This is a genomic window from Mesorhizobium sp. B2-8-3 (genome assembly GCF_006440815.1).
Lineage (GTDB): Bacteria > Pseudomonadota > Alphaproteobacteria > Rhizobiales > Rhizobiaceae > Mesorhizobium.
In genome coordinates this window covers 63,075-87,806 of the sequence record NZ_VFTW01000018.1, presented here as the reverse complement: position 1 = coordinate 87,806, position 24,732 = coordinate 63,075, and the positions used below count along the sequence as shown (strand labels likewise).

The window sequence follows — 24,732 nt, the reverse complement described above, 5'->3', positions numbered from 1 at the left end:
CACGGGCTTCTACTTATGGCGGCTGGACAAACCGCCGGTTCGTTCCACAATGCGTGAAACAAACGACGCGAATGCGCAAAGGGGAGGAACAGATGCTTGGATTGATGCAGGAATGGCCGCTGCTTTGCCACAAGCTGCTCGACCATGCCGAACGCCAGCACGGCGACAGGGAGGTCGTGTCGCGTTCGATCGAAGGCCCGATCGTGCGCACCACCTTCGCCGAAATCCATCACCGGGCGCTCAAGGTGGCGCAGCGGCTGGAGCGTGACGGCTTCAGGCTCGGCGACCGCATCGCGACCCTTGCCTGGAACACGGCCCGCCATATCGAGGCCTGGTACGGCATCATGGGCATCGGCGCGATCTATCACACGCTCAACCCGAGGCTTTTTCCCGAGCAGATCGCCTGGATCATGAACAATGCGGAGGACAAGGCGATCTTCGTCGATTTGACCTTCGTGCCGCTCCTGGAAAAGATCGCCGGCGCAATCCGGTCGCTGAGAAAGGTGATCGTGCTGACCGACCGGGCGCATATGCCGCAAACGTCGCTGGCGAATGCCGTCGCCTATGAGGAATGGCTGGCCGAGGCCGATGGCGCCTTCGCCTGGAAGGCGTTCGACGAGAACACCGCCGCCGGCATGTGCTACACCTCGGGCACGACGGGCGACCCGAAGGGTGTGCTCTACAGCCACCGCTCCAATGTCCTGCACGCCATGATGGCCGCCATGCCCGACGCCATGGGCATATCCACCCGGGATGTGATCCTGCCTGTCGTGCCGATGTTCCACGCCAATGCCTGGGGTCTTGGCCAGAGCGGACCGATGATCGGCGCCAAGCTGGTGATGCCCGGCTGCAGGATGGACGGAGCCTCGATCTATGATCTGCTCGACACCGAGAAGGTGACGTTCAGCGCGGCCGTACCGACCGTCTGGATGATGCTGCTGCAATATCTTGAGGAGACCGGCAAGAAGCTGCCTCACCTGAAGAAGGTCGTCATCGGCGGCGCGTCCTGTCCGCGCGCCATCACCGCCAAGTTCCAGGACAACTACGATGTGCAGGTGGTGCATGCCTGGGGCATGACCGAGATGTCGCCGCTGGGCACGCTCTGCACCCTGAAGCCGCAATATGAGACGCTGACTGGCGACGCGCGGCTCGATGTCCAGGGCAAGCAGGGTTTTTCGCCCTTCGGCGTCGAAATGAAAGTGACCGATGACGACGACAACGCGCTGCCCTGGGACGGCAAGACCTTCGGGCATCTCAAGGTGCGCGGCCCCGCGGTGGCCCGCGCCTATTATGGCGGCGCCGGCACCGAGCAGTTCGATGCCGATGGCTGGTTCGACACCGGCGATGTCGCCCATATAGACGCCAGCGGCTACATGCAGATCACCGATCGCGCCAAGGACGTCATCAAGTCCGGCGGCGAATGGATATCGACCATCGATCTCGAGAATCTCGCCGTCGGCCATCCCGACGTGGCGGAGGCGGCGGCTATCGGCATCCCGCATTCGAAATGGGGCGAGCGGCCCTTGCTGGTCGTCGTGAGCAAGCCCGGCAGGGAGCCGAGCAAGGGCGACATCCTCACCTTCATGAGCGGCAAGGTAGCGAAGTGGTGGATGCCCGACGACGTGGCCTTCGTCGGCGAAATTCCGCACACCGCCACCGGCAAGATCCAGAAGACCAGTTTGCGCGACCAGTTCAAGGATTACCGCCTGCCGACGGATTGACCAAAAATGTTTGTTCTTTCGGCTTCAAGCCGGCGTCAAAAACCGCTAACTCTCGGCGCGGGTTGGGACGACACGGCACAGAATGGCATCTATTCCTGAACGGCAGACGTCGAGGGCGGCCGGCTGGTCGCGGCGGATCGGGGCATTTTCCCTCGTCCTTTTGCTCACCCTCATTGCAGCCTACAGGCTGGGTCTCGTCGACACACCGCCTTTCCTGTGGGTGCTGGCGGTCGTGGCGCTGCTGGCGGCGCTTGCCCTGTTGCTGGCTGGTCTCGGTCTGTCCAGGGTCTGGAGTTTCGGCGATCGCGGTGGCCGCGATCTCAGCATCGGCGCGCTGCTGGCGCTTCTGGTGCTGGCGCCATACGGCGTCGCCGTCTACTGGGCGACGATCTATCCGCCGCTGCGCGACATCTCGACCGATCTCGACGATCCGCCGGTGCTGGACACCAGCGAACGCACCGCCGACATGAACGAGCTGTCGCCGCCCACCCCGGGCGAACAGAGCCTGCAGGCCGCCGCCTATCCGCTAGTTAGCGGGCGCAGCTACAACCTGCCTTTCGAAACCGTCGTCGACGCTGTCGAAACCGTGCTCGACCGCCGCGACTGGCAGCTGACGGCACCTTATCCCGATATCAACGGCCAGAGCGAGGCGACGATCAATGCGCTGGCCAAGGGCTTCGTGCTCGGACTGCCGGCCGACGTCGCCATCCGCGTCACGGACGACGGCGAGCAGGTCGTCGTCGACATGCGCTCGGCCTCGCGCTACGGCCGCTACGACCTTGGCGACAACGCCGCCCGCATCACGGATTTCCTCGGCGAGCTCGACCAGGAGGTCGCCGGGCAGGTCGGCGCGGCGCCGGCCGAGTGATCAGCCGGCGGGACTGAAAACACCGTCGATGGCAGGCTCGCCGTCGGTTGCGACCAGGCCGCGCGCGACCAGATCCTCGAGATGGGCAAGCACCGAAAGCCCCGCGGCGCCGTGCAGCCGCGGGTCTGTGTCGCGATAGATCGCAGCGACCATTTCCGCGATCGTCCGGTCTCCGGCGCGGATGCGTTCCAGGATCGCCCTTTCGCGCATCTTGCGATGCGTCTTGAGGCCGCGCATGAACCTTTGCGGCGCGGTCACTGGCCCGCCATGGCCCGGCAAAAGCAAGCGATCGTCGCGCGCCAGCAGCCTGTCGAGGGAGCTCATATAGTCGGCCATGGCGCCGTCCGGCGGCGCGACGATCGAGGTCGACCACGCCATGACATGGTCGGCTGAAAACAGGGTTCCGGTTCCCTCGAGGGCAAACACGGCGTGGTTGGCGGTGTGGCCGGGCGTCAGCACGGTGCGGATGGCCCAGCCGTCGCCCTGGGTCAGCGCATTGTCGGCCAGCACGACATCGGGAACGAAGCCAAGGTCGGCGCTGGCGTCGAGCGGATTGACCTCGCCGATGCGTAAAGGCCGTGCCGGTCGATGCTGGCCTTCGGCAAGCGTTGGCGCGCCGGTCAGCTCTTTCAATCGCGACGCGAGTGGCGAATGGTCGCGATGGGTGTGGCTGACGAAGATGTGGCTGACCGGGCGGCCATCGATCGCCGTAAGCAGCGTCTCGAGATGGGCGTCATCTTCCGGGCCTGGGTCGATCACCGCCAGCGTCTCGCGGCCGACGAGATAGCTGTTGGTGCCGTGGAAGGTGAAAGGGCTCGGATTTCTGGCGGTGATGCGCAGCACATCCGGCGCAACCGCAACCGCCCGGCCATAGGCGGGATCGAAACTGGTGTCGAATTCAAGGGCCATGCCGGCGGGCTCCGTTGCAATGCGGCAAAATGATTGCCGCCCGATACGGAAGCCAATATAGGAAAATTAGTGCATGTCGCCCAAAAGTGCGCAGCGGTTTTGGGAGAACGACATGCATCGACACAAAGTTTGAAGCGCGTTGCCTGAAATCCGTTTCTGCGCGGCGCGCTTCAAGCCAGCAAATCAGCCACCCAATAGATTAGCCAGAATGGGGAAGACCATGGCAACTGCAACCACGATGCGCCCGCTTGTTTCTCTCACTCTGCCGGATCGGGGCGCTGCCCGGCTCGCGACCCAGCTCTTCCTGGCGCTCGCCGGGACGCTGCTGCTGACGCTTTCGGCCAAGACCAAAGTGGTGCTCGGCCCGGTCGACATTTCGCTGCAGACGCTCGCCGTGCTGTTGATCGCCTCGGCGTTCGGCCTGCGGCTGGCCGTCGCCACGCTCCTTCTCTACCTCGCCGAAGGTGCTTTTGGCTTGCCGGTTTTCCAGGGTACGCCGGAAAAGGGCATCGGCGTCGCCTATATGCTGGGTTCGACGGGCGGCTATCTTGCCGGCTTCGTGGTCATGGCGGCGATCGCCGGCTGGGCCGCGGATCGCGGCTGGGACCGCAATCCGTTCAAGCTGTTCGGCGCCATGCTGACGGCGGAGGTCGTCATGATGGCCACCGGCTTTGCCTGGCTGGCGATCCTCATCGGGCCGGAAAAGTCCTGGCAGTTCGGCGTTCTGCCCTTCATCGTCGGCGACCTGATCAAGGTGGCTCTGGCCGCCAGCCTGGTGCCGGCCGTGTGGACATTGCTCAAGCGCGGCTGAGAACAATCGACGAGAAAAAGGCCGGCGGGCGACAAGCGCCCGCCGGCCCTTTTTCATGGCGCTGTCGGATTTCGCTCGAAACCGCCTTATGCCAGATGATAGAAAGCGATGAAGTAACGTCGGGAAGCAGTCGAAGCCGACATTGACAAGCCAGCGCCCGAAAACTAAGCACGGGCAACTTGGCGTCGAGGCGGGGGCCGCGGTAGTTCAAGGAGAGCTTGTTGAAAGGAATTATCCTTGCGGGCGGCAGCGGAACACGTCTCTATCCGCTTACATTAGCGATTTCTAAGCAGATACTGCCGATCTACGACAAGCCGATGATCTATTACCCGCTGAGCGTGCTGATGCTCGCGGGAATTCGCCAGATTCTCATCATCTCGACTCCGCGCGACTTGCCGGTCTTTCAGGCATTGCTGGGCGACGGTTCCGAATTCGGGCTGGAATTGTCCTATGCCGAGCAACCGCAGCCCAACGGTCTCGCGGAAGCCTTCATCATTGGCCGCGAGTTCATTGGCAAGGACAGCGTGTCGATGATCCTTGGCGACAACATCTATTTTGGCGGCGGCCTGTCGCAACTCTGCCGCGAGGCGGCGACCCGCGAGGGCGGCGCCTCGGTCTTTGCCTACTATGTCGACGATCCTGAGCGCTATGGCGTGGTTTCCTTCGACAAGGCCTCCGGCAAGGCTCTGACGATCGAGGAGAAGCCGCAAAAGCCGAAGTCCAACTGGGCCGTGACCGGTCTTTATTTCTACGACAACAACGTGGTCGACATTGCCTCGACGATCCGCCCTTCGGCGCGCGGCGAGCTCGAGATCACGGCGGTCAACAACGTCTATCTCGAGCGTGGCGAACTGCATGTCCACCGTCTCGGCCGCGGCTATGCCTGGCTCGACACCGGCACGCATGACAGCCTGCTCGAGGCATCGTCTTTCGTGCGCACGATCGAGCATCGCCAAGGCATCAAGATTGCGTGCCCCGAGGAGATTGCGCTGGAGCAGCACTGGATCAGCGCCGACAAGGTGCTGGATCGCGCCGCGCGGCTCGGCAAGAACGAATATGCCGCCTATCTGCGCCGGCGGGTGGCCGATCTGATGGAGGAGCGCGGTGCTTGAGGTCAGGCGGCTCGGCCTCGACGGCGTGCTGGAGATCGTGCCGAAGCGGCATGGCGATGCGCGCGGCTTTTTCAGCGAGACCTGGAATGCCGAGCGCTTCGCCGAAGCCGGCATCGATCTCGTTTTCGTGCAGGACAATCACTCCTATTCCGCCGCGGCCGGCGTGCTGCGCGGCCTGCATTACCAGCTGCCGCCGCGCGCGCAAGCCAAGCTGCTGCGCGTCATCCGGGGCAGCGTGCTCGATGTCGCGGTCGACATCCGCCGTTCTTCGCCCACTTTCGGCAAATGGGAAGCGCTGAAGATATCGGCCGACAAGGGCAACCAGGTCCTGGTGCCGCAAGGCTTCGCGCATGGTTTCGTCACGCTCGTGCCGGATACCGAGGTTCTCTACAAGGTGACCGACACCTACTCACCCGAGCATGACCGTTCGATCCGTTTCGACGACCCGGCGATCGGCATAAAATGGCCGGCGATCGCGGGCGGCTTCCAGCTTTCGGACAAGGACCGCAACGCGCCCTTGCTCGGCCTGGCGGAGGTGTTCGCGTGAGGAGGGATGGCGGCATGAATTTTCTGGTCACCGGAGGCGCCGGCTTCATCGGCTCGGCCGTGTGCCGGCATCTGTGCGCCAATCCGGCCTATCGCGTCACCAATCTCGACAAGCTGACCTATGCCGGCAACCTCGCATCGCTGAGGCCGATCGAGAACGCGCACAACTACCGCTTCGAGCAGGCTGATATCTGCGACGAGCGCGCGGTGCTGGAGATCTTGCGCCGCGACGACATCGACATCGTCATGAACCTCGCCGCCGAGAGCCATGTCGACCGCTCTATCGACGGCCCCGGCGCCTTCATCGAGACCAACATCGTCGGCACCTACCGCATCCTGAATGCCGCGCTGGAATACTGGCGCGGTCTGTCCGAGACTCGCCAAGGCGGCTTCCGCTTCCATCATGTCTCGACCGACGAGGTCTTTGGCGACCTGCCTTTCGACGGCGGCATGTTCGTGGAGGAGACGCCATACGCGCCGTCCTCGCCCTATTCGGCCTCGAAGGCGGCATCCGACCATCTGGTGCGGGCCTGGCACGAGACCTATGGCCTGCCGGTGGTGCTTTCCAACTGCTCGAACAATTATGGCCCCTATCATTTCCCGGAAAAGCTGATCCCGCTGGTCATCCTCAACGCGCTCGACGAGAAGCCACTGCCCGTCTATGGCGCCGGCGCCAATGTGCGCGACTGGCTGTTCGTCGAGGACCACGCGCGGGCCCTTGAACTGGTGGCCACCAGGGGGCAGCCGGGCGAGAGCTACAATGTCGGCGGCAATTCCGAGCGCACCAATCTCGGCGTCGTCGAGGCGATCTGCGATCTTCTCGACCTGAGGCGGCCGCGCGCCGGCGGCAAGCGCTATCGCGAGCTGATCGCCTTCGTCACCGACCGCCCCGGCCATGACCGGCGCTATGCGATCGACGCCTCCAAGATCGCGCGCGACCTCGGCTGGGCGCCGCGGGAGGACTTCGACAGCGGCCTGGCAAGGACCGTCGACTGGTATCTCGACAACAAATGGTGGTGGGGGCCGATCCGCGAGCAGCGCTACGACGGCGCGCGGCTGGGCCGAGCTACGGCGCAAAAGCGCCCGATCGAAAACGCCCCGGTCGAGAACGCCCAGATCGAAAATGCAAGGGTCGAAAGCAACTCGGCCGGGAACGCGGCCGAGAGCAGGAAGGTGACCACGTGAGGCTTGCCGTCACCGGACGCGAGGGCCAAGTCGCCGCAAGCCTGGTCGAGGCGGCGCGGGGCCGCGACGATGTCGAGGTCGTCGCCGTCGGCCGGCCGGCGCTCGACCTGGCGCGGCCAGACACGGTGTTCGCAGCCCTTGAAGCGGCAAGGCCCGACATCGTCGTTTCCGCCGCCGCCTACACCGCCGTGGACCAGGCCGAGGACGAGAAGGATCTGGCCTTCGCCGTGAACGCCACCGGCGCCGGCAAGGTGGCCGAAGCCGCGGCAAGGCTCGGCGTGCCCGTCATCCATCTGTCGACCGACTATGTGTTCGACGGCACCAAGAACGGCGCCTATGTCGAAACCGACCCGACCGCCCCGCTCGGCGTCTACGGCGCCTCCAAGCTCGCCGGCGAAGAGGCTGTGGCGGCGGCCAACCCGCGCCACCTCATCCTGCGCACCGCCTGGGTCTACAGCCCCTTCGGCAGGAATTTCGTCAAGACGATGCTGCGCCTCGCCGCCGATCGCGACGAGATATCGGTCGTCGCCGACCAGTGGGGCAATCCGACATCCGCGCTCGACATTGCCGACGCCATCCTGCATGCGGCGGCGAAGCTGCGGGACGACAGGAATTTTGCCGCCTTCGGCGTCTACCATCTGGCGGGCGAGGGCGACACCAACTGGAGCGGCTTTGCCCGTCACATCCTCGACACAAGCCGGGCGTTTGGTGGCCCGCACGCGAGCGTGCGCGATATCGCGACGGCAGATTATCCGACCAAGGCCAGGCGCCCGCAAAATTCGCGGCTTTTGACCGAAAAGTTCGCATCCACATTCAGCGAGATACCGGAATGGCAAAGGTCGGCGGAAGCTGTGGTCCGGCGGCTTCTACCAGGTTGACGAAGTGTAATGTCGAGTAGTGCTTCGCGAAGCGAACATCCGATATTGGGGGCACCAGTGAATGAAATCGTGAACCTTCTCCGAAAGAGAATTTCTTTGTGGAAACACACAAGGATCGTTCGCCAAAGCGGGATTTTCGACGACGGGTACTATCTTGCTCAACTTGGTGAAAGAGGGCCACCAGGAGACCTTATTACTCACTATGTATCAGTTGGCGAAAAATTGGGGCTCAGGCCCTCCAAAAAGTTCGACCCGAGCTTTTACGGCAGCCGCTATCCAGATGTCGCGTCGAGTGGGCGCAACCTATTGTCACATTTTGTTACTCATGGCGTCCAGGAAGGACGACTAGGCCGGCCACAAACGGAGGAATTTGAGACCGCTGAAGTCGCTCTTGATCAGACAAAGCGTACGATTCTGCTTCTGGTGCACGAATTGTCCAGAACCGGTGCTCCGATACTCGGCTGGAACATCGGTCGTTACCTCAAGAAGAATTTTGAATACAATATAGTAGTTGTATCACTTTCGTCCGGGGATCTAGCTGATAAATTCACCGATGAATTCGATATTGTTATCTCTTTTGATGGTATAAGTCATAACGACGAGGCGCAGTTTCAATCTATTGCTAAATCAGCTCTTTCGCGGTTTAGGCCAGATTACATTTTGGCCAATAGCATAATAACTTTTCCCCTTGCAAACGAGTTTTTTAAGCTTGGAGTTCCTGTCATAGGGCTGGTGCACGAGTTCGCGACCTTCGCCATCCACATGCGGGAGATCGCCAAAACGATGCAAAATTTGTCCGAGCTTGTTTTCCCAGCAGAGGTCGTACGCCGGTCCTCTTTTGAAAAATTCCCGTCACTCAAGATGCGGCCGTCGCACATCATAGCACAAGGGAGATCGGAAGTGCCGCACACCAAGCACGCCCCTAAAAGGGGCGTGAGTGCCCTAGCAGAATTTCGTAGTGGTGCCGATTTTGTCGTAATCGGTGTAGGCACACTCGAATGGCGAAAAGGAGTGGATTTGTTTGTATCTGCGGCCGCGACCGCGAAGAGAAAGGCCCCCAAGATCAAACTGAGATTCGTTTGGATCGGCAGTGTGCATGGCAGTGGGTACGAGTTGAAGGAATTTTTAAACGAGCAGGTAGCTCGCTCCGGCGTGACCGAAATTGTCGAATTTCTTGAGGCGGTTCCTGATCTCGACTGGGCATATGCAAGTGCCGACGCGTTTTTTTTAAGTTCGCGACTCGATCCGCTACCTAATGTCAGCATTGAAGCCGTTTCTCGCGGTTTACCTCTAGTTTGCTTTGAGAACGGTAGCGGCATGGCTGAGATCATGTCGAACGATGCGGACGCAAAGCAACTCGTGGTGCCCTACCTGGACGCATCGGCCGCCGCGGATGTTTTCATCAGAATGGCATCTGACCAATTGTGGATGGACAGGAAAAAAGCGGCGATGGAACGGGTCGCCAATCAGCGTTTTGATATGAAAGCGTATGTAACTAAGCTCGATGTTTTAGGGAGGAGTATTACTCTGGCGAGGTCTCCGAGCTCATGACTATTGCAATATTCGGGAGTACTGGCTTTATCGGCAGGCACCTTGTAAAACTACTCGATTCTAGCGAAGTTACTTATAAGAAATTCTGCCATAAGGTAAATTTGGAAGACGCATCCGCAATACCTGTCGAGTTTGAAAATCCCGTGTCCTACCGCGACCATCTGGCGGGCGTGTCGACAGTCATATTGCTGGTTAGCCAGTCGAGTCCAGGATCATTTGCCAATCGGGCTGAATCCGAGGTCGTGCACAATCTGCTGCCTTATGCGCGCTTTCTTGAGGTCGTACCCTCGTCATCGATCAGGCACGTTGTCTTCGTGTCGTCTGGCGGAACCGTCTATGGCCAACAAGCCGGAACGATGATCGATGAGCATCATCCGACCAAACCGATAAGCTTCTATGGTGCTGGTAAGCTTATGGTCGAGATCATGTTGCAAACGGCGCTGAACGAATTGGATATCCCATGGACGATCCTACGTCCCGGTAATCCCGTCGGCGTAGATCAGGATGTCGGACGGGTGGGATTTGTTAAGAATGCGGTGCATGCGGCAATGACAGGATCCAAACTGGAAATCTGGGGGGATGGCTCCGTCGTCAGAGATTATTTTCACGTCGAAGACCTTGCTGAGTCAATTACCATGAGTGTGAATAATACTCTTGCGCACAACAAGATTTTTAACGTTGGTACTGGCGTTGGAACAAGTATAAATGAAGTTATATCTCTTATTGAGCGTGTGTCGTCGAGGAAGATAGATACCACATACCGGCCATCTCGTTATGTGGATGTTCGATCGAATGTGCTATCCTGCAAATTGATCGCCGATACCCTTGGCTGGCGCCCGAGAAGAAATCTCTCTGAAATTATTGAAGAGCTTGTCCTGCCTCTGATCTGTTAAATTTGTGGTCAGTTATACAGCTCTTTGTCGTCGGCCGTTGGTTAGAAAGTATCCAACCTACTTATCAGTCCGGGCACGTCTACGTTAAAAGGCACATGCGGTTTACCGCTGGTATCGAGGGCTAAGCCTTCGTATACGCCATAGTTTAGCCCTCGCGAGGCGAATATCCGAACGTGACCATTAATCCAATGAGGCTCGCTTTCTATATCGATAAAACGGGCTCCTGGATAACAAAAAGCAGCGTTGTAGATTGCTGAACCAGCAGCGGAAACAATCGTCTCAGCAGACGAGAATATTCCTATTTGGTCTATTGCAGTCATCTGTTCTGGCAGGATGACTTCGAACCCTCGTGCGATAAGCGCATCGATCAACTCGGGCTCATTCACCATTTTGCGCGGATGGCCTTCGATCGCTTTCCGAGAAAGATAAACTTTGCGGTCGCTGCGCCGACAGCCATGTCGCATCCGCATACTATCGAAAAGACCGATCGTCTCATCATCGAACCATACATCGCGATTCCGTATGCTTGGCACATAGACGCGCTTTAGGCGATACCAGTGGTCGACTAACCAATGCGGAATAATACGAGAATCGTCGATCCCGGCCGCGATAAGAAACTGCCGGAACGTTTCATGATATAGCGGTGCTAAAATCTTTATGCTTTTGTCCATGCGGGCCAAAGCGGCTACCTTCGGCAACATCCGATAGATAAAGGCTCCGAAATTCGGTCCTTCGGCTGAAGATAGCAGGGCAACAGGTTCGTCTATTTCAATGATGGGCTTTTCTTCGACGAGTTGATAGACACCGGCTCGATCCGTGGAGGAGAAGCCCATCCATTGGTTGAGATGGAATTCCGGCTGCCCGAGCCTTGATGTCTCCATCTCTTGAATGTCCAGCGTCGGAAAATTCTCGTCGAAGCAGTATCGACCGTCGCTTGTTACAAGCCCGCGGGTGCCTGTCAGAAGAACGTCATCTAAGGTTGCGATGAAAACTGCTGGCCTGACCGCTGGCATGCCGAACGTCATGTTGGTGATGCCACCAGGCGTGCGGTCATAGAAGGCGGGAACGGTGTGCGGAGCCGGATACGGACCTGCTTCCCGCTCAACCCACACGCTGTTCGCCGACGTTTCGAGATCACCAAGGTCAACTCGGGTGAGTTCCAAGGGGTCGCGATAAGTAAGATCTTGAAACATCAATTTGGACTTCGGGTCCGTTCTCGTTCGACTAAACGGCCAGATCATTGAAATCCTCCAGAAAGGATAGATGGCTCCGTACCTTTGCCATCTCTCAATTCGCGGCTGCCTATTGCGTTGGCTGCGGAAAAATCGTGTATTAACTCTGGCTTCGCAACTTCGACAAAAACGCGATGGAAGAAAGCCTCTTCCACATTTGGAATCAGCGGCGAGAGCTTTCTATACAGATAAGAGGCATCTGTGGCGCTTCTCGGAAAAGAGATGAGCGTCATCGGTATATCGTGCCGAACCAAAGCCTCTATTAGACTAGTCAGTTTTCTTCGTAGAACATCGACCTGGCCTTCGGCGGTCTCGGTCTCCCACAAGCCACCTTTGACATTCTCCCCAGGGTTAGCTTGCTGGACAAGAATCCGGCTCGCTGCAGCGTCCTCTAGTCGCCTGATTGGTATAATGACGTGATCGATGGCCATGCCGGCGGCGAGAACCGCATCGACCTGCTCGCAGAGAAAAGGACTTTTGACTATTCTAGGTGCATCTAGGTCGAATATGTGTCTTTCTAAGCCGGCGCGTGCATTTGGGAAGTATTCGTCATCGGTCCATGTTCCTGTATCAAGTCCGAGTTTTGTCAAAAGTTGGACGAGGTAGGTTGTGCCAGCCCGACCGGTGCCGCTGATGAAAATTCGTTTTGCATCCGATTGCAGGCTGTTGGATTGCATTGTGGCTGCTTCTGGTTGTGTCATCATAAGTCGCGCCAATAAGTTGCCAATCGAGAACATTGAGCCCCTCACGAATCGATACAAACCTGATTGTGCGCAGCTAACCAACTGGTTGAAAGATTGCGGGCGCTGAGTGGCGAGGATTTCCAGCGTCTGCGTGGATAAAAAGGGTGGTTCTCACCGTGGTCGGAGATCTCCGGTGACAAGCAACGCGTTGAAACGGGTACGGCACGCCTCCAATGTCCGCGTACGGGATTTGGTAAATCTGGATTACTCCCCGTCGGTTCATCGTGCCCAGGGCTAAACGAAACCAACGTTCTCCCAATCTCAGCATTCGGCGAACGATCCTGTGCCATCAAGAGTCCGCCGAATTCCGGCCGGCTTGGCATTGATCTAGAGTCGAAACTTCGCGGCTAACGACGTGCTGTCCAAAAGGCTTTCCGCGGGCGTTATGGTCACGCTGTTCCAGTACGCATCAAGCCGATCAGCATCAAAATCGTATGCGTGCTCCTCGATGAGCGCTTGGCAATTATCGGCAAGGATAGTGCTGTTTGGATCGAGATTGGTTACGAGCACCAAGCCTGTACCAACGCAATCCAAGATCGTAATTGCCAGGTCTGGCCGAAATTTCTTCAGCACCGGGACGATTTTCCAGACGTCGCCCGTCCAATAACCTGTGTACTTTGTATTTAACCAGAGAGGATCGTCTTGCGACCTCAGCGTCATGTAATTGTCCAAAGGAAGGCAGTCATGAAGCGCGATGATCGAATTTTTTTTGCAGTATTTTTCAGTATTTATAAAGTCTCTTAACAGGAATTCAAAGAGATGCATTCCATCCAAGAAAGCAAAGTCGACCGGCTCGCCAAATATCTCGGATAGGCTGTGTTTGGCAAAGAACTCGTCGCTCGTCTGCTGGTACAGGTGGCATACCGGTTTTTCACCCACAACGTCTGTTTGAATTCGAAAAACAGGATCAACAGCGATCGATGCGCATTTCGCATTCGCAAGGGTGATGCCATGTAGAGTTCCGATCTCGAAATAGCTCTTTGGCTTCACGTGCTCCTGCATATTTCTCAGAAATTCATGGTAAATCAGTCCAGTCACTCTGTGCCCGAAATCTAAACTCGCATTTGTGGAGGCGCTCATGGTTTGGTCCATCTCTTTTCGCTAAATCACTAACTAACCACCGAAATATTGAGCTGCTACATCCCGTGCTGGCCCATCCGCCCGCACGTGCCCGTGCTCCAGCCAAACGATGCGGTTGCAATTTTGCAGCAACAGTTCTCTAGAGTGACTCGCCAGAACCAGAATCTTTGTCGAACTCACAATCTCGTGCAGGCGTCTATTAGCGCGTTCCTTGAAATCTTCGTCACCGGTTGAAAGCCACTCATCCATAATGAGGATTTCCGGTCGGATCGACGTTGATGTCGCGAACGCCAATCTCAGTTGCATACCGGATGAGTATGTGCGGAAAGGCATGTCCAAAAAATCCCCAAGTCCCGAGAACTCGGTAATTTCGTCGAGCCTTTCGCGCAGTTCAGCCGGCGTGAATCCCATCATCGCGGCTCGCAAGCGAATGTTCTCTCGGCCGGTCGCCTCGGGATCTATGCCAAGACTGATGTTGATCAGGGACACGCACTCACCGTCGATAACGGCAATACCGGAAGTAGGTGCGTAAATTCCAGATAGAACACGTAGCAGCGTTGTCTTGCCCGAACCATTGTGTCCTATCAGGCCGACCCGCTCTCCTTCTCTGATCTCGAGATTGATATTCTCAAGCCCCTTCACGACGATATTCCCGTCGTGAAGGCGCTCGATGGCTCCGCCCGTTGCAACGCTCAGGACGCGATTTTTGAACGAGCGGCTCGCTGCGTTGTAAACGGGAAACGCTACAGAGACGTTGTCGAGATGGACGTGGGACATTTTTTAAAGCCAGTAGGCAATGCGTCGACGATAGCGACCAAAAAACCAGATCGCAAATACCCAACCAAATGCCATCATGGCAACAACCACGCCCCAACTCAGCGGTGCCGGCGCCTCACCGAGCAGTGGCTCGCGCACGATCGTCACCAAATGATAAAATGGGTTGAGATCAAATAGATAACGAGACGCGCCCTGCGGAAGGGTTTTGATCTGCCACATGATGGGCGTGATATAAAAAAGTACCTGCAGAAAATTTTGCAGAACCTGAGTGATATCACGGTATCTAGCGCAGATTATTCCTAGAACAAGCATCATCCAGAGCAAGTTTAGAGAGACCAGAAGGAATCCAAGGATCGAAAGCATGGCGTAAGGGGGGAAGCCGAGCCCTAAAATTAAAATCAAAATTGGGAAGATTACAACATTGTGGCCGAATATGATCATATTACGCCACATCGTTCTCAATAAATGTGTGAACAACGGCATGCGAACTTGAAGAATAATTCCCTCTGAGCTGATGAAGCTTGTGCAGCCTTCATTGAGACAGGATGAGATGAAGCCCCAAATAATTACGCCGCTGCAGATGAACGGGAGATAGTCCTGCATTGGAGACCTGAACAGGTTTCCGAATATCAGCCCCAAGGCGCCGATAAGCACGCCCATGTTGATCGTGAGCCAAAAAGCCCCGACACGCGATCTGCGGTAGCGCTGGGCTACGTCCTGCCACCCGAACGTCGTCGCAAGGTGATACTTTTCGAGCGCTTCAACAATGTCATGCAGCGCATCCTGGGTTCTTGTTCTGGTTTCGGCAGGTCGAACCAATGGATTCCTCATCGACGTTCAGCCGGCAGCGAATAGATCATTTGTGTCGGAATAGGAAGCCAGGCCGCCGGCGAAGCGCCCGCGACCAATGTGCGCAGCAACAGGCAAACCGGAATGACAGCACCTGCTTCGCGGTATAGATCACCCGACCTGCCCAGCCTCCAGCGCGGGACCGGTTTGGGCGCGCTCGGCATCTGCTGTATGCCAGCAGGACTTGACGGCTCTCATGCCGTGGTGGAGGACGTAACTCACGAGCGATTCCCCAAAACCGTCATCCAGTAAGAAGGGGCAAAATGCGCAGGGCGCTCCCATTGGTAACCCGCGGCATCCACATCCTCAAGACCGAAGGGCTGCAGTCTGCCGGGGTGAGGACGTTTCGTTTCCTTGCGAAGAGACGTCTCTTTTTTCGGATCAAAAATCCCACTCTCAGCTCAGCTTTTGCATTTTTTAACAAGGAGGGCGCGACGAATGCGCGGCGCCCCCTCCCTGAAGACGACGTAGCGCTTCGGATACCCTTTCCGAACACGGCAGACGTTGCCTTGCAGGACAACATAGCGGTGATTGTCCATGCGTTCTATACGGATGTTTTTCAAGAAATAATTTCGTATTTGAAAAATATCGAGCAGAGATTTTACCTTTATGTTTCAACGTCGGATGAAACTAAAAAGAAAATCATATTGGGTATCTGCTCGGATAACGGAATCAGTGATGTAGAAGTACGCGTTTTCGCGAATAAAGGTCGAGACATTGCGCCAAAAATTGTTGGGTTCCGCGACGTATACGACAGGCATGAGATATTCCTCCATTTGCACACGAAGAAGTCTCCGCACTTGTCGTCGCTCGGAGGCTGGCGAGAATACCTGCTTCAGAATCTGATTGGCTCAAAGGAGGTGGTGAGATCGATTTTGGCCTTGTTTTCCGCCGATCATAATCTGGGCGTTGTGTATCCTCAGCACTTCTACCCGATACGCGGAATGCTCAACTGGGGGTTCGATTTCCAAGCCGCGCAAGCTCTTCTGGCGAAAGTTCATTGGAGTCTCAGTAAGGATAGCCTTTTGGAATTTCCATCCGGATCGATGTTCTGGGGCAGGTCCGCAGCCTTAAAGCCGCTCCTCGATCTGGGCTTGACGTTCGACGATTTCCCGATCGAGGCCGGTCAGGTCGATGGCACATTGGCGCATGCGATCGAGCGAAGTTACCTCCATTTCGCCGAATGCGCCGGGTTTCACTGGCTCAAAGTCCAAAACAGCGCGGACCTTCGGTCACGAGGGATACTCACCGTTGAAAAGCCTGAGGATTCACGAATCCTGGAAAAGGTTTACCTGCCTCTTTTCGAAGAACCTGGGCGGTCAGATCTTTCAATGGGCAGAGAATACGCCGAACTCCGTCCCTTGAGGTTGGCAAAATCAAACAATCCCAGGCCGAGAATCAACCTACTCCTGCCGACGATAGACCCTCTATGGGTTTTTGGTGGAATCTCGACAGCCCTGAAGACGTTCGACGAACTGTCTGCCCAGCTATCCGACTTCGACAAGAGAATTGTTGTCCTCGACTCTCCTGTCGAGCCACATCACCTTCGTAATTTTCAAGGATATGCACTGAATTCAAGCGACGGTCAGCCAGTCATTTTCGAGGCATTCAACCGCACCCGGAGCATGGATGTGCGCAGAGACGATGTGTACAACTCAACCGCGTGGTGGTCCGAATATCTGCGCGCGTCGATCGGGCAATTCCAGGAGAAGGCGTTTGGGTCGCGCTCCAAGGCTGTGTATTTCATCCAAGACTATGAATCGAACTTCATCCAATGGTCTTCGCGTTGGGCGATTGCGGAATCGACATATGGCTTTGACGATAAGGTGGCTTGGCTGGTTAATTCGGAAGAGCTCTCCACTTACATGAGCCAGAGATTTGGACGTACCGACCAAATGGTTGTCCCGTTCCGCATGAATGAGACGATCAAGCGCGGTGTAAGGCCATTGCCAAAAGAGAGGATCATCCTTTGTTACGGCAGACCGACCGCAGCCAGAAATTGCTTTGAGATAGTTGTAGATGGGCTATCGCTGTGGCAGCAAAGGAACCCGATTGAAGCGAGTAAGTGGCAAGTCGTCTTCTTGGGGGAGAATTTTGATGCGAGCAGGATTTGGCCAATTCAAAATGGATCCGTTCCTGGAAAAGTCAGCCTTGAGGAGTATGCCGGATATCTGAGCCGGTCGAGTGTCGGCATTTCCCTAATGATTTCGCCACACCCTAGCTATCCGCCTTTGGAGATGGCCTATTCCGGCCTGACCACGATCTCGAATAATTACGATGCGAAAAAAATTTTCAACCGGAGTGACAATTTTGTAGCTCTTGACCAGGTGACACCCGATTCCCTTGCGCTGGCTATCGAACGATCCGTAAAGCTTGCAGAAGAGAAGATCGGTCGGATGGGAGAGCAGAGGGAGATCTTCGAGCTTCCATTCGTTGGCATAAAATATGAACCGAGGAAGTTGGCGGCGCTTCTTGCGAATCGATCGCCCAGATAGTTGATTACGCCACCGACAACGCCGCCCGGATCAGGAGGGGCGTGTCAGCATCGTCTGCGCAGTATCCATCGAGAAACCAGGAAATTGAGCATTGTCGTGACGACAAGCGTTGCAAAGAACGCCGCCCCTCGGCTTTGCAGCGCTCGCTCGAGAAGATGAAGGCTTACCAAGCCTGCCACAAACACCGCGACGACCGAGCCGCCGACCGCCAGCCGGTCCGGCAAGCCGGTGCGCCCGCCAGGAAAGACGCGGTCCGGATAGAACACCATCACGAATGCGAGGCCTGCCAGCCAGGCAATCGTGTAGGAAACGCCAGGCGACAGGATCGTCAGGCCGGCAAAGTAGACAGCGCTCGTCAGCGCGGTGTTCAGTCCTCCCGCCGCAAGAAAACGGATTGCATCCGAGCCTATCCGGTCAGCGGTCATCCGGCCCGACCGTCGCGAGGAAATCCGAATAGTCCCTGATATAATCGCTTGCGTCATAGGGATGCGAGGCCATGACGAGCAAGACCGTGTCCGGCTGGAACTTGTACTGGATGCCCCACACGCCGGGCGGCAGATAGAGCCCGACCGAGGGATCTGCCAGCGACACTTCCTTTCTGTCGTGACCGTCATCGACGACCACCGACAGGCGGCCATGGGTGGCAATCAGGAATTGCTGGCACTGGCGGTGTGCATGCTCGCCCCTGACCTTGTCGGAACGAACGCCGTAAACGAGAAACGAGCGCAAGGGCTTGAAAGGCAGGTTGTGTCCGAACTCGAGCGGGGCCAGTTCGCCGCGAAGGTCGCTGAAGTGCGGCAACCGCCAGAGCTCGCATCCGCCGACGCCCAGCGCCATCCTGTCGCCCGCAGCGCCGGGGGCTGCTTGCGTCATCACAGGCTCGACCTGCGGGCCGGTCTGATAGCCGACAATGACGGCCGGATTTCCAACCACCACGGCGTTTGCCGGCACGTTCTTGGTCACCACGGCGCCGGCGCCGATCATCGCCTGGCGGCCGATCGTTATGCCCGGCAGGATCGTTGCGTTGGCGCCGACCGACGCGCCGTCCTCGACGACCGTCTGGAGAAACTGCTCCGGATAGTGTTTCGAACGCGGGAAGCGGTCGTTGGTGAAGGTCGCATTCGGGCCGACGAACACGCGATTGCCCAGCCGGACGCCGTCCCATAGCTGAACGCCGCTTTTTATCGTGACGTCATCGCCGACGCTCACGTCATTTTCGATGAAGACATGATCGCAGATGTTGCAGTTCGCGCCGATCACGGCGCCTGGGAGGACATGAGCAAACGCCCATACGCGTGTGCCATTGCCGACGCGCGTGCTTTCGCAGATCCCGCGGTCATGGACGAAAAATGGTTTGTCGTTCATGCGGACGTCCCGTCAACAATGCGGCTTATTATCCGCAACGGGCGCGATTTGGTATTTTCAACCGCCCGCCAAAGATAACAGCCAAGGATGCCTTGCACCGCGAGGATCGCTGATCCAAAGCCCACGATCAGCAGCACCAGGGTCGTGTATCCGGCCGGATCGATCTTGCCCAGCAAGCGGGCGACGACGGTGATCACGGCAAACACAAGACTGAGCACGCAGCCCGCAATGCCTACCCAGAGTATGAAAACGATCGGAAAATCGGAAAACGAGAAGACCGAATCCATCATATATCTGAGCCGGCGCCCAATGCCCCAGGCACTCTTCCCATGCTCCCGCTCGCGCCGCCGGTAAGGCACGAACTCCCGCCTGAACCCAACCCAGAACAGCTGAACCACAAGCGAGCTGTTTGGCTCCTCGATTGACAGGATCGCATCGAGCGCCTGGCGGTTGCAGGCAAATATATCGACCCCGCCGCTCGGCATGCTGGGCAAGATCAGCCTGCGGTAAACGCTCCAGAAGGCCCGGGACAGGAAACGTGTCAGAAGGGGGTCATCGCGGCCGGTTCTGCGGCCAAACACGACGTCGACCGTGTCCTTTTCCAGCATCGAAAAGAATTCGACAATGAGCTCGGGCGGCTCCTGCAGGTCGGCAGCCATCGCGGCCACATGTTTGCCGGACGCGTGTTCGAGCCCCGTCCGAATGGCCGTGAAGGAGCCAAAATTCCGGCTGTGAAAGATGATCTTGTACTTGTAGCTGGCGTCCTTCAAAGCCCTGACCAGCAGACCACCCGACTGATCGGGCGATCCATCGATGACGAAGACAAACTCGATGTCGCCCTCATACAGGGCGTCGAATTTGGCGACGGCCTGCAACAGGGAAGGGATGTTCGGCTCATTGCGGTAAATGGGAAAAACAAGAGAGCGCGCAGTCACATTGCCTCCCATGCGCTGAGGGCCCTGCACACTTGCTCGGCCTCATCATTCGTCATGTCCGGATAGCACGGAACGGAACAGAGACGACTGATGCTTGCCCTGGAGATCGCAAGATTTTCGGTCCCTTTCATGGGCAGGGCAGCCCAACCAACCTGATCGCAATCGAGCACGGGATAGTGGACATCGGTATCGACGCCGCGCTCCTTCATGAAGGTGCGGAATGCGTCCCGGTCGTCACACAGCAGGACCGCCAAGTGTGCGACGGCGCCGTTGCCGCCGTCGAGGAATTTAAGCCGGCGCCCGGTAACAGCCTTAAATCGGCCAAGGATGGCCCGGCGTTGTTCGTTGCGGCTGTTCAAGTCCGGAAGGAGTATATCCAAAATCGCGGCCTGGACCTCGTCCATGCGAGAGTTGCGCCCTCCCGGCAGGGCCACATGATATTTGGAACTCCAGCCATACTGATGAAGCTGACGAACGCGGTCCGCCAGCTTTGGGTTGGAGGTGAGGACTGCGCCGCCGTCACCCATCGCGCCGAGATTTTTGGTCGGATAGAAGCTGAAAGTGGCGATATCCCCAAGTGATCCAGCCGTTTGACCCCTGATGCGAGCACCATGTGCCTGGGCACAATCCTCGATGACCGGTATGTGCGACATGCCGGCATCGGCAAGTCCTGCTCGCATGGCGGGTACATCGACCACGCCGCCGTAAAGATGGGTAGCGACAATCGCAGCCGTGTCGGTACTCACCGCTTCCAGCACCGATTGGACGCTTGCAAGTTGGCTGGCTGGTTCGATGTCGACGTAGTGTGGAATGAGGTCGTTGTGCCAGCACGCGCAACTGGCATATCCCCCGGCGTTCGCCGCCACGATCACCTCGCGTCCATGCGCATCGTCAAGCCCGACGATAGAGCGTAAAGCGAGTTCAAGGGCGTCCGTTCCGTTCGCGACGAGGATGCAATCCGAGGCTCCTGCAAACGTCGCAAAGTTCGCTGCGAATCGCTTCCCTGCCGCGCCGTTGAGCCACCATCCGGACCGCAGCGTGCTTGCCACTTCGCGCGCGATTTCAACCTCATAGCGCTGGTACAGACGCTTGAGATCATTCATCGGAACGGCATTCGGCTTCGTCATCAACAACTCGACGGCGTGTCTTGTTCGTTCCGGCGTGTTCGCCGGCAAACATTCGGAAATTCAGATGATTCTGACATGACTCAGTTAAGAATACTTGCATCGCGGAAACAGCGGAAAGCCGGAATCACAAGGCACAACTGTTGAGATTCCGGCTCGGTCGCGACAGGCTGGCGTCATTTTGTGGGACGCTGTGAGCCCTAGGGGCTGGCCAAACCGCTTCCGCAGACCTGATCGGCACCGCCGTCAGCGACTCCACTCGGCCGCTCGCCGAGCTCGCTGAAGCCAATGATGGAAGCCAGATCGTCACATCGTGACATTTATTAGCTCCCCCTGTTGGGCATCTGACAGTTCTCTGAGTTATTGCGGCTTCAAGTCAAATCATTCGCGCAATCGAATATCGCCCAAAAAACCTCTAGCTCTCCCGCACTCTCCGCGCTAAGGCGATAACCGGGCGACGGGGTCGGGGATTTGCAATCTGAAGTGGCGGTGGACGATGTTCTGTCCAGGGCCGTTCTGATAGCATCCTCGCGCCTGGAGCCAGTACTGCCCAATGACCGCATACGTAGAAGCCGTATCGGAACTCCGACCGAGGATGCGGCGCGCCATCATCATGGTCCAGGACCTCGTCATGGTCCTGGTCGCGGTTGCGCTTAGCCTCATCCTGTCGCAGTCGCGGCTTTCCTTCGACGCGTTCTCTTCCGGCGGGCTGGCCTGCTGGGCGCTCATCGTGCTCATCGCCCATCTGCTGTTCCGATCCAGCGGCCTCTACAACACCGTGTGGCGCTTTGCCTCCACGCCCGACTTCTTCAACATCCTGAAGGGCTGCGGCAGCCTGACGGTGGTCCTCTATCTGGCCTCGCTTGCCTTCCGCTTCTTCTTCCAGCCGGTCGCCGGCCTCAACGAGCGCCAGTTCATCGTCTTCTTCCTGGTCTCCTTCACCATCATTTCGGCGCCCAGGCTCTATTATCGCTTCCTGCGCGACGGCGCGAGCTGGCGCATCCTGCGCCGCGCCGCCGGCGATGCCTCGACCAAGCAGGCGCTGTTCGTCGGCCGGCTGAGCGAGGCGGACCTGATCGTCCGCTTCACCCGCACGGCCATGCCTGCCGAATACGCCATCGCCGGCATCATGGCCACCGAGAGCGACGCGCCGCTCGGCACGCGGATCCAGGGCGTTCCTGTCGTGGCGCTACGGCCGCGCCTGGTCGAGGTGCTGGAGGAATATGTCAAGGGCACGGAAAACCTCGACCTCCTGATCTTCGGCCAGGGGGTCGAGCGCGAGATCGAGGACTATGCCGAGCTGGTGCGCATCGCCCGCCACAGCGGCATCGCCGTCGTCCAGTTTTCCGGCCTGTCGGAACTGGGGCAGGGCGGCAAGCTGGTTCTCGATGCCGTCGAAATGGCGACCATCATGCGCCGTTCGGCGGTCGCCACCGACATCACGCGCATCGGCGCCTTCGTCGGCGGCAAGCGCGTGATGGTCACCGGCGGCGCCGGCTCCATCGGCCGCGTGCTGGTCAAGCGCGCGCTGGAGCTCGGCGCCGAGGCGGTGCTGGTGGCCGACAATTCCGAGTTCGGCATCTTCCAGCTCGATCAGCAGACCGACGACGGCGAACGCGACCGGCTGACCAGCCGCATCGTCGACGTCACCGACCGGCCTCACATGACGCGCCTCGTCAGCGAGTTCAAACCCGCGATCATCTTTCACGCCGCGGCGCTGAAGCACGTGCCGCTGCTCGAGGAGAACTGGGAAGCGGCGATCGAGACGAATGTCTTCGGGACGCTCGCCTGCGCCGAGATCGCCGCCGAATGCGGGGTGCCGCAGTTCCTGCTGATTTCCAGCGACAAGGCCGTCGACCCGACTTCGGTGCTGGGCGTCACCAAGCGGGCGGCCGAACAGGTCGTCTCCTCGCTGCATGAAGCCCAGGCGGCCTCGCGGCCGCTGCGTGCCCGCGCGGCAAATGGCCACCATGCCGGCGCCCCCGATCTGCATCATTCGGGCACGAAATTCATCGCCGTGCGCTTCGGCAACGTCTTCGGCTCCAACGGCTCGGTGGCGACCATCTTCCAGGCGCAGATCGAGGCCGGCGGGCCGGTCACCATTACCGACCGGCGCATGACCCGCTATTTCATGACCGTGGCCGAGGCCGTCGACCTCGTCATCATGTCGGCCGCCGACGCCGAGCAGCGCCGGGGCGCAGATGACTACGCCATCTACATGCTCGACATGGGCAAGCCCGTGCCGATCCTCGAAGTCGCCGAAACCATGATCCGCATGGCCGGCAAAAGCCCCTATACCGACATTCCGATCCGCTTCACCGGCATCAGGCCCGGCGAGAAGCTGCACGAGACGCTGCATGCCGAGAACGAGGAGGTGGTCAAGCTCGACACCGCCAAGATCTTCGGCCTCAGGACCGGCGTCATCGAATGGCCGAAGATCGAGGCGGCCCTGCCGGCGTTGGTGGCCGCGATGCACGATCGCGACAAGGCCGCCGCGCTTGCCATCCTGGCAGGGCTCTACGGGGTGGAAGAAGCTGTTGGCGGCGCGCGTGAAGATGCGTCGCCGAAAACGGCCGGACAGGCCGGTTAACATGTCTCCCGAAAGTGGAAACCGGTTTCGGGATAAAGACATGCGTAAAATCAAAACTTTTAGACCTGTGCCGTACGCCAGCAATTGTCCATTGAAACCTGTTCAAGCACCCGTCGGGCAAGTGATTTCAGAGCCGTGACCAGAAGAGATCAGCACGTGGCCGTTCTCATGGGCACGAAGGATGGCGCGGCCTATATCGGCGAACAATTGCAATCCTTGGCTACGCAATCCTGGCCGCTCGTCGATCTCTGGGTCTCCGACGACGGCTCGTCGGACGCCACAACCGCAATCGTCGAAACGTGGCGATCCCGCTGGACCAAGGGGTCCCTCACCCTTTTGCAAGGCCCGCAAAGGGGCTTCGCCGCCAATTTCCGCTCGATGATCATCGATCCGTGCATCGATGCCGATTTCTATGCCTTTTGCGACCAGGACGATGTCTGGGAGCCGGACCGGCTGGAGAGCGCAATCCGCTGGATGGAGGGAGAGGACATCGAAACGCCGCTCCTGTTCTGCTCGCGCACGGCGACCATTTCGCAGACCGGCGTCCCGGCCGGCTATTCGCCGCTGTTTCGTCGCCCGCCGTCCTTCCGCAATGCGCTGGTGCAGAGCATCGCGGGCGGCAACACCATGCTCTTCAACCGCGCGGCGCGTCAGCTTCTAGCGAAAGCATCGGCGAGAACCGAATTCGTCAGCCATGACTGGTGGGCCTATCTCATCGTCACCGCCGCCGGCGGCAAGGTCCGCTACGAGCCGCGGCCGCTGGTGAGATACCGCCAGCACGCGGCAAATCTCGTCGGCGCCAACGTCTCGTGGGGGGCGAGGTTCTCAAGACTGGGACGTCTGTTCAAGGGCCAGTTCGCCACCTGGACGGACAGCAATCTGCGCGGCCTCGCCGTCAACCGCGACCTCATCGCGCGCGATGCGGCACTTTGCCTTCGCCTGTTCATCAGGGCGCGCAAAGGCAGTGTCTTCAAGCGCTTCGGCCTGCTCGGCAAAAGCGGCGTCTACCGGCAGACATTCATGGGGACGCTCGGGCTCTACGTCGCCTTCCTTTGGCGACGGATCTGA

At 58.4% G+C, this 24,732-nt stretch carries 22 protein-coding genes; 12 read left to right on the top strand and 10 right to left on the bottom strand.

What is annotated here, in order from left to right:
* The first annotated feature begins 92 nt into the window (after nucleotides 1–92).
* Together FJ418_RS22980 and FJ418_RS22975 are read left to right on the top strand one after the other, a co-directional pair.
* Nucleotides 93–1,721, top strand: a complete 1,629-nt coding sequence (locus tag FJ418_RS22980; protein WP_140869532.1) for a fatty-acid--CoA ligase — start codon at nucleotides 93–95, stop codon at nucleotides 1,719–1,721.
* Nucleotides 1,722–1,803: 82 nt separating this feature from the next.
* Nucleotides 1,804–2,589, top strand: a complete 786-nt coding sequence (locus FJ418_RS22975) for a DUF1499 domain-containing protein (protein ID WP_140869529.1) — start codon at nucleotides 1,804–1,806, stop codon at nucleotides 2,587–2,589.
* Here FJ418_RS22975 and FJ418_RS22970 read toward each other — a convergent pair whose 3' ends face one another.
* Nucleotides 2,590–3,498, bottom strand: coding sequence for an MBL fold metallo-hydrolase (locus FJ418_RS22970; protein ID WP_140869526.1), 909 nt, complete (start codon nucleotides 3,496–3,498; stop codon nucleotides 2,590–2,592).
* 220 nt (nucleotides 3,499–3,718) lie between these two features.
* Here FJ418_RS22970 and FJ418_RS22965 point away from each other — a divergent pair, with 220 nt between their 5' ends.
* The 7 genes from FJ418_RS22965 to FJ418_RS22935 all read left to right on the top strand — a co-directional run bounded on the left by FJ418_RS22965 (nucleotide 3,719) and on the right by FJ418_RS22935 (nucleotide 10,474).
* Complete coding sequence (locus FJ418_RS22965) at nucleotides 3,719–4,309, top strand: biotin transporter BioY (protein ID WP_140869524.1); 591 nt, start codon at nucleotides 3,719–3,721, stop codon at nucleotides 4,307–4,309.
* Nucleotides 4,310–4,530: 221 nt separating this feature from the next.
* Nucleotides 4,531–5,421: a glucose-1-phosphate thymidylyltransferase RfbA gene (gene rfbA, locus FJ418_RS22960; RefSeq protein WP_140869521.1), complete on the top strand. Its 891-nt coding sequence runs from the start codon at nucleotides 4,531–4,533 to the stop codon at nucleotides 5,419–5,421.
* Entirely contained in the window at nucleotides 5,414–5,968 is a 555-nt protein-coding gene (gene rfbC, locus FJ418_RS22955) for a dTDP-4-dehydrorhamnose 3,5-epimerase (RefSeq protein ID WP_140869519.1), read from the top strand. The genes rfbA and rfbC overlap by 8 nt, the downstream gene beginning before the upstream one ends.
* Before the next feature lie 14 nt (nucleotides 5,969–5,982).
* Entirely contained in the window at nucleotides 5,983–7,152 is a 1,170-nt protein-coding gene (gene rfbB / locus FJ418_RS22950) for a dTDP-glucose 4,6-dehydratase (RefSeq protein WP_246683181.1), read from the top strand.
* Nucleotides 7,149–8,030: a dTDP-4-dehydrorhamnose reductase gene (gene rfbD, locus FJ418_RS22945; RefSeq protein ID WP_140869516.1), complete on the top strand. Its 882-nt coding sequence runs from the start codon at nucleotides 7,149–7,151 to the stop codon at nucleotides 8,028–8,030. The genes rfbB and rfbD overlap by 4 nt, the downstream gene beginning before the upstream one ends.
* A gap of 57 nt (nucleotides 8,031–8,087) precedes the next feature.
* Nucleotides 8,088–9,581: a glycosyltransferase family 4 protein gene (locus FJ418_RS22940; protein WP_181167058.1), complete on the top strand. Its 1,494-nt coding sequence runs from the start codon at nucleotides 8,088–8,090 to the stop codon at nucleotides 9,579–9,581.
* Nucleotides 9,578–10,474: an NAD-dependent epimerase/dehydratase family protein gene (locus FJ418_RS22935; protein WP_140869511.1), complete on the top strand. Its 897-nt coding sequence runs from the start codon at nucleotides 9,578–9,580 to the stop codon at nucleotides 10,472–10,474. The genes FJ418_RS22940 and FJ418_RS22935 overlap by 4 nt, the downstream gene beginning before the upstream one ends.
* A gap of 41 nt (nucleotides 10,475–10,515) precedes the next feature.
* Here FJ418_RS22935 and FJ418_RS22930 read toward each other — a convergent pair whose 3' ends face one another.
* The 5 genes from FJ418_RS22930 to FJ418_RS22910 form a co-directional block, all read right to left on the bottom strand.
* Complete coding sequence (locus FJ418_RS22930) at nucleotides 10,516–11,715, bottom strand: glycosyltransferase family 61 protein (protein ID WP_140869509.1); 1,200 nt, start codon at nucleotides 11,713–11,715, stop codon at nucleotides 10,516–10,518.
* Nucleotides 11,712–12,443 (bottom strand): hypothetical protein, encoded by a 732-nt coding sequence (locus FJ418_RS22925; protein WP_140869506.1) that lies wholly within the window; start codon nucleotides 12,441–12,443, stop codon nucleotides 11,712–11,714. The genes FJ418_RS22930 and FJ418_RS22925 overlap by 4 nt, the downstream gene beginning before the upstream one ends.
* 333 nt (nucleotides 12,444–12,776) lie before the next feature.
* Nucleotides 12,777–13,529: a class I SAM-dependent methyltransferase gene (locus FJ418_RS22920; protein ID WP_140869503.1), complete on the bottom strand. Its 753-nt coding sequence runs from the start codon at nucleotides 13,527–13,529 to the stop codon at nucleotides 12,777–12,779.
* A gap of 33 nt (nucleotides 13,530–13,562) precedes the next feature.
* Nucleotides 13,563–14,306 (bottom strand): ABC transporter ATP-binding protein, encoded by a 744-nt coding sequence (locus FJ418_RS22915; protein WP_095766812.1) that lies wholly within the window; start codon nucleotides 14,304–14,306, stop codon nucleotides 13,563–13,565.
* Nucleotides 14,307–14,309: 3 nt separating this feature from the next.
* Complete coding sequence (locus tag FJ418_RS22910; RefSeq protein ID WP_246683179.1) at nucleotides 14,310–15,125, bottom strand: ABC transporter permease; 816 nt, start codon at nucleotides 15,123–15,125, stop codon at nucleotides 14,310–14,312.
* 293 nt (nucleotides 15,126–15,418) lie between these two features.
* On the opposite strand from FJ418_RS22910, the gene FJ418_RS22905 reads away from it, so the two are divergent.
* Complete coding sequence (locus FJ418_RS22905) at nucleotides 15,419–17,650, top strand: rhamnan synthesis F family protein (protein WP_140869497.1); 2,232 nt, start codon at nucleotides 15,419–15,421, stop codon at nucleotides 17,648–17,650.
* A 44-nt stretch (nucleotides 17,651–17,694) separates the two neighbouring features.
* Here the strand turns inward: FJ418_RS22905 and FJ418_RS22900 are convergent, their stop codons facing one another.
* Genes FJ418_RS22900 through FJ418_RS22885 form a run of 4 tightly spaced genes read right to left on the bottom strand, consistent with a single transcriptional unit; the run spans nucleotide 17,695 to nucleotide 21,077 of the window.
* Nucleotides 17,695–18,075: a GtrA family protein gene (locus FJ418_RS22900; RefSeq protein ID WP_181167057.1), complete on the bottom strand. Its 381-nt coding sequence runs from the start codon at nucleotides 18,073–18,075 to the stop codon at nucleotides 17,695–17,697.
* Nucleotides 18,065–19,015, bottom strand: coding sequence for a WxcM-like domain-containing protein (locus tag FJ418_RS22895; protein WP_140869491.1), 951 nt, complete (start codon nucleotides 19,013–19,015; stop codon nucleotides 18,065–18,067). Before FJ418_RS22895 ends, FJ418_RS22900 begins: the two co-directional genes overlap by 11 nt.
* Nucleotides 19,012–19,950, bottom strand: a complete 939-nt coding sequence (locus FJ418_RS22890; RefSeq protein WP_210243163.1) for a glycosyltransferase family 2 protein — start codon at nucleotides 19,948–19,950, stop codon at nucleotides 19,012–19,014. Before FJ418_RS22890 ends, FJ418_RS22895 begins: the two co-directional genes overlap by 4 nt.
* Nucleotides 19,947–21,077, bottom strand: a complete 1,131-nt coding sequence (locus FJ418_RS22885; RefSeq protein ID WP_140869485.1) for a DegT/DnrJ/EryC1/StrS family aminotransferase — start codon at nucleotides 21,075–21,077, stop codon at nucleotides 19,947–19,949. The genes FJ418_RS22890 and FJ418_RS22885 overlap by 4 nt, the downstream gene beginning before the upstream one ends.
* Nucleotides 21,078–21,627: 550 nt before the next feature.
* On the opposite strand from FJ418_RS22885, the gene FJ418_RS22880 reads away from it, so the two are divergent.
* Together FJ418_RS22880 and FJ418_RS22875 are read left to right on the top strand one after the other, a co-directional pair.
* A complete protein-coding gene (locus tag FJ418_RS22880) occupies nucleotides 21,628–23,664 on the top strand; it encodes a nucleoside-diphosphate sugar epimerase/dehydratase (RefSeq protein WP_181167056.1) in 2,037 nt (678 codons plus the stop codon).
* 156 nt (nucleotides 23,665–23,820) lie between these two features.
* Nucleotides 23,821–24,732 (top strand): glycosyltransferase family 2 protein, encoded by a 912-nt coding sequence (locus FJ418_RS22875; protein ID WP_246683177.1) that lies wholly within the window; start codon nucleotides 23,821–23,823, stop codon nucleotides 24,730–24,732.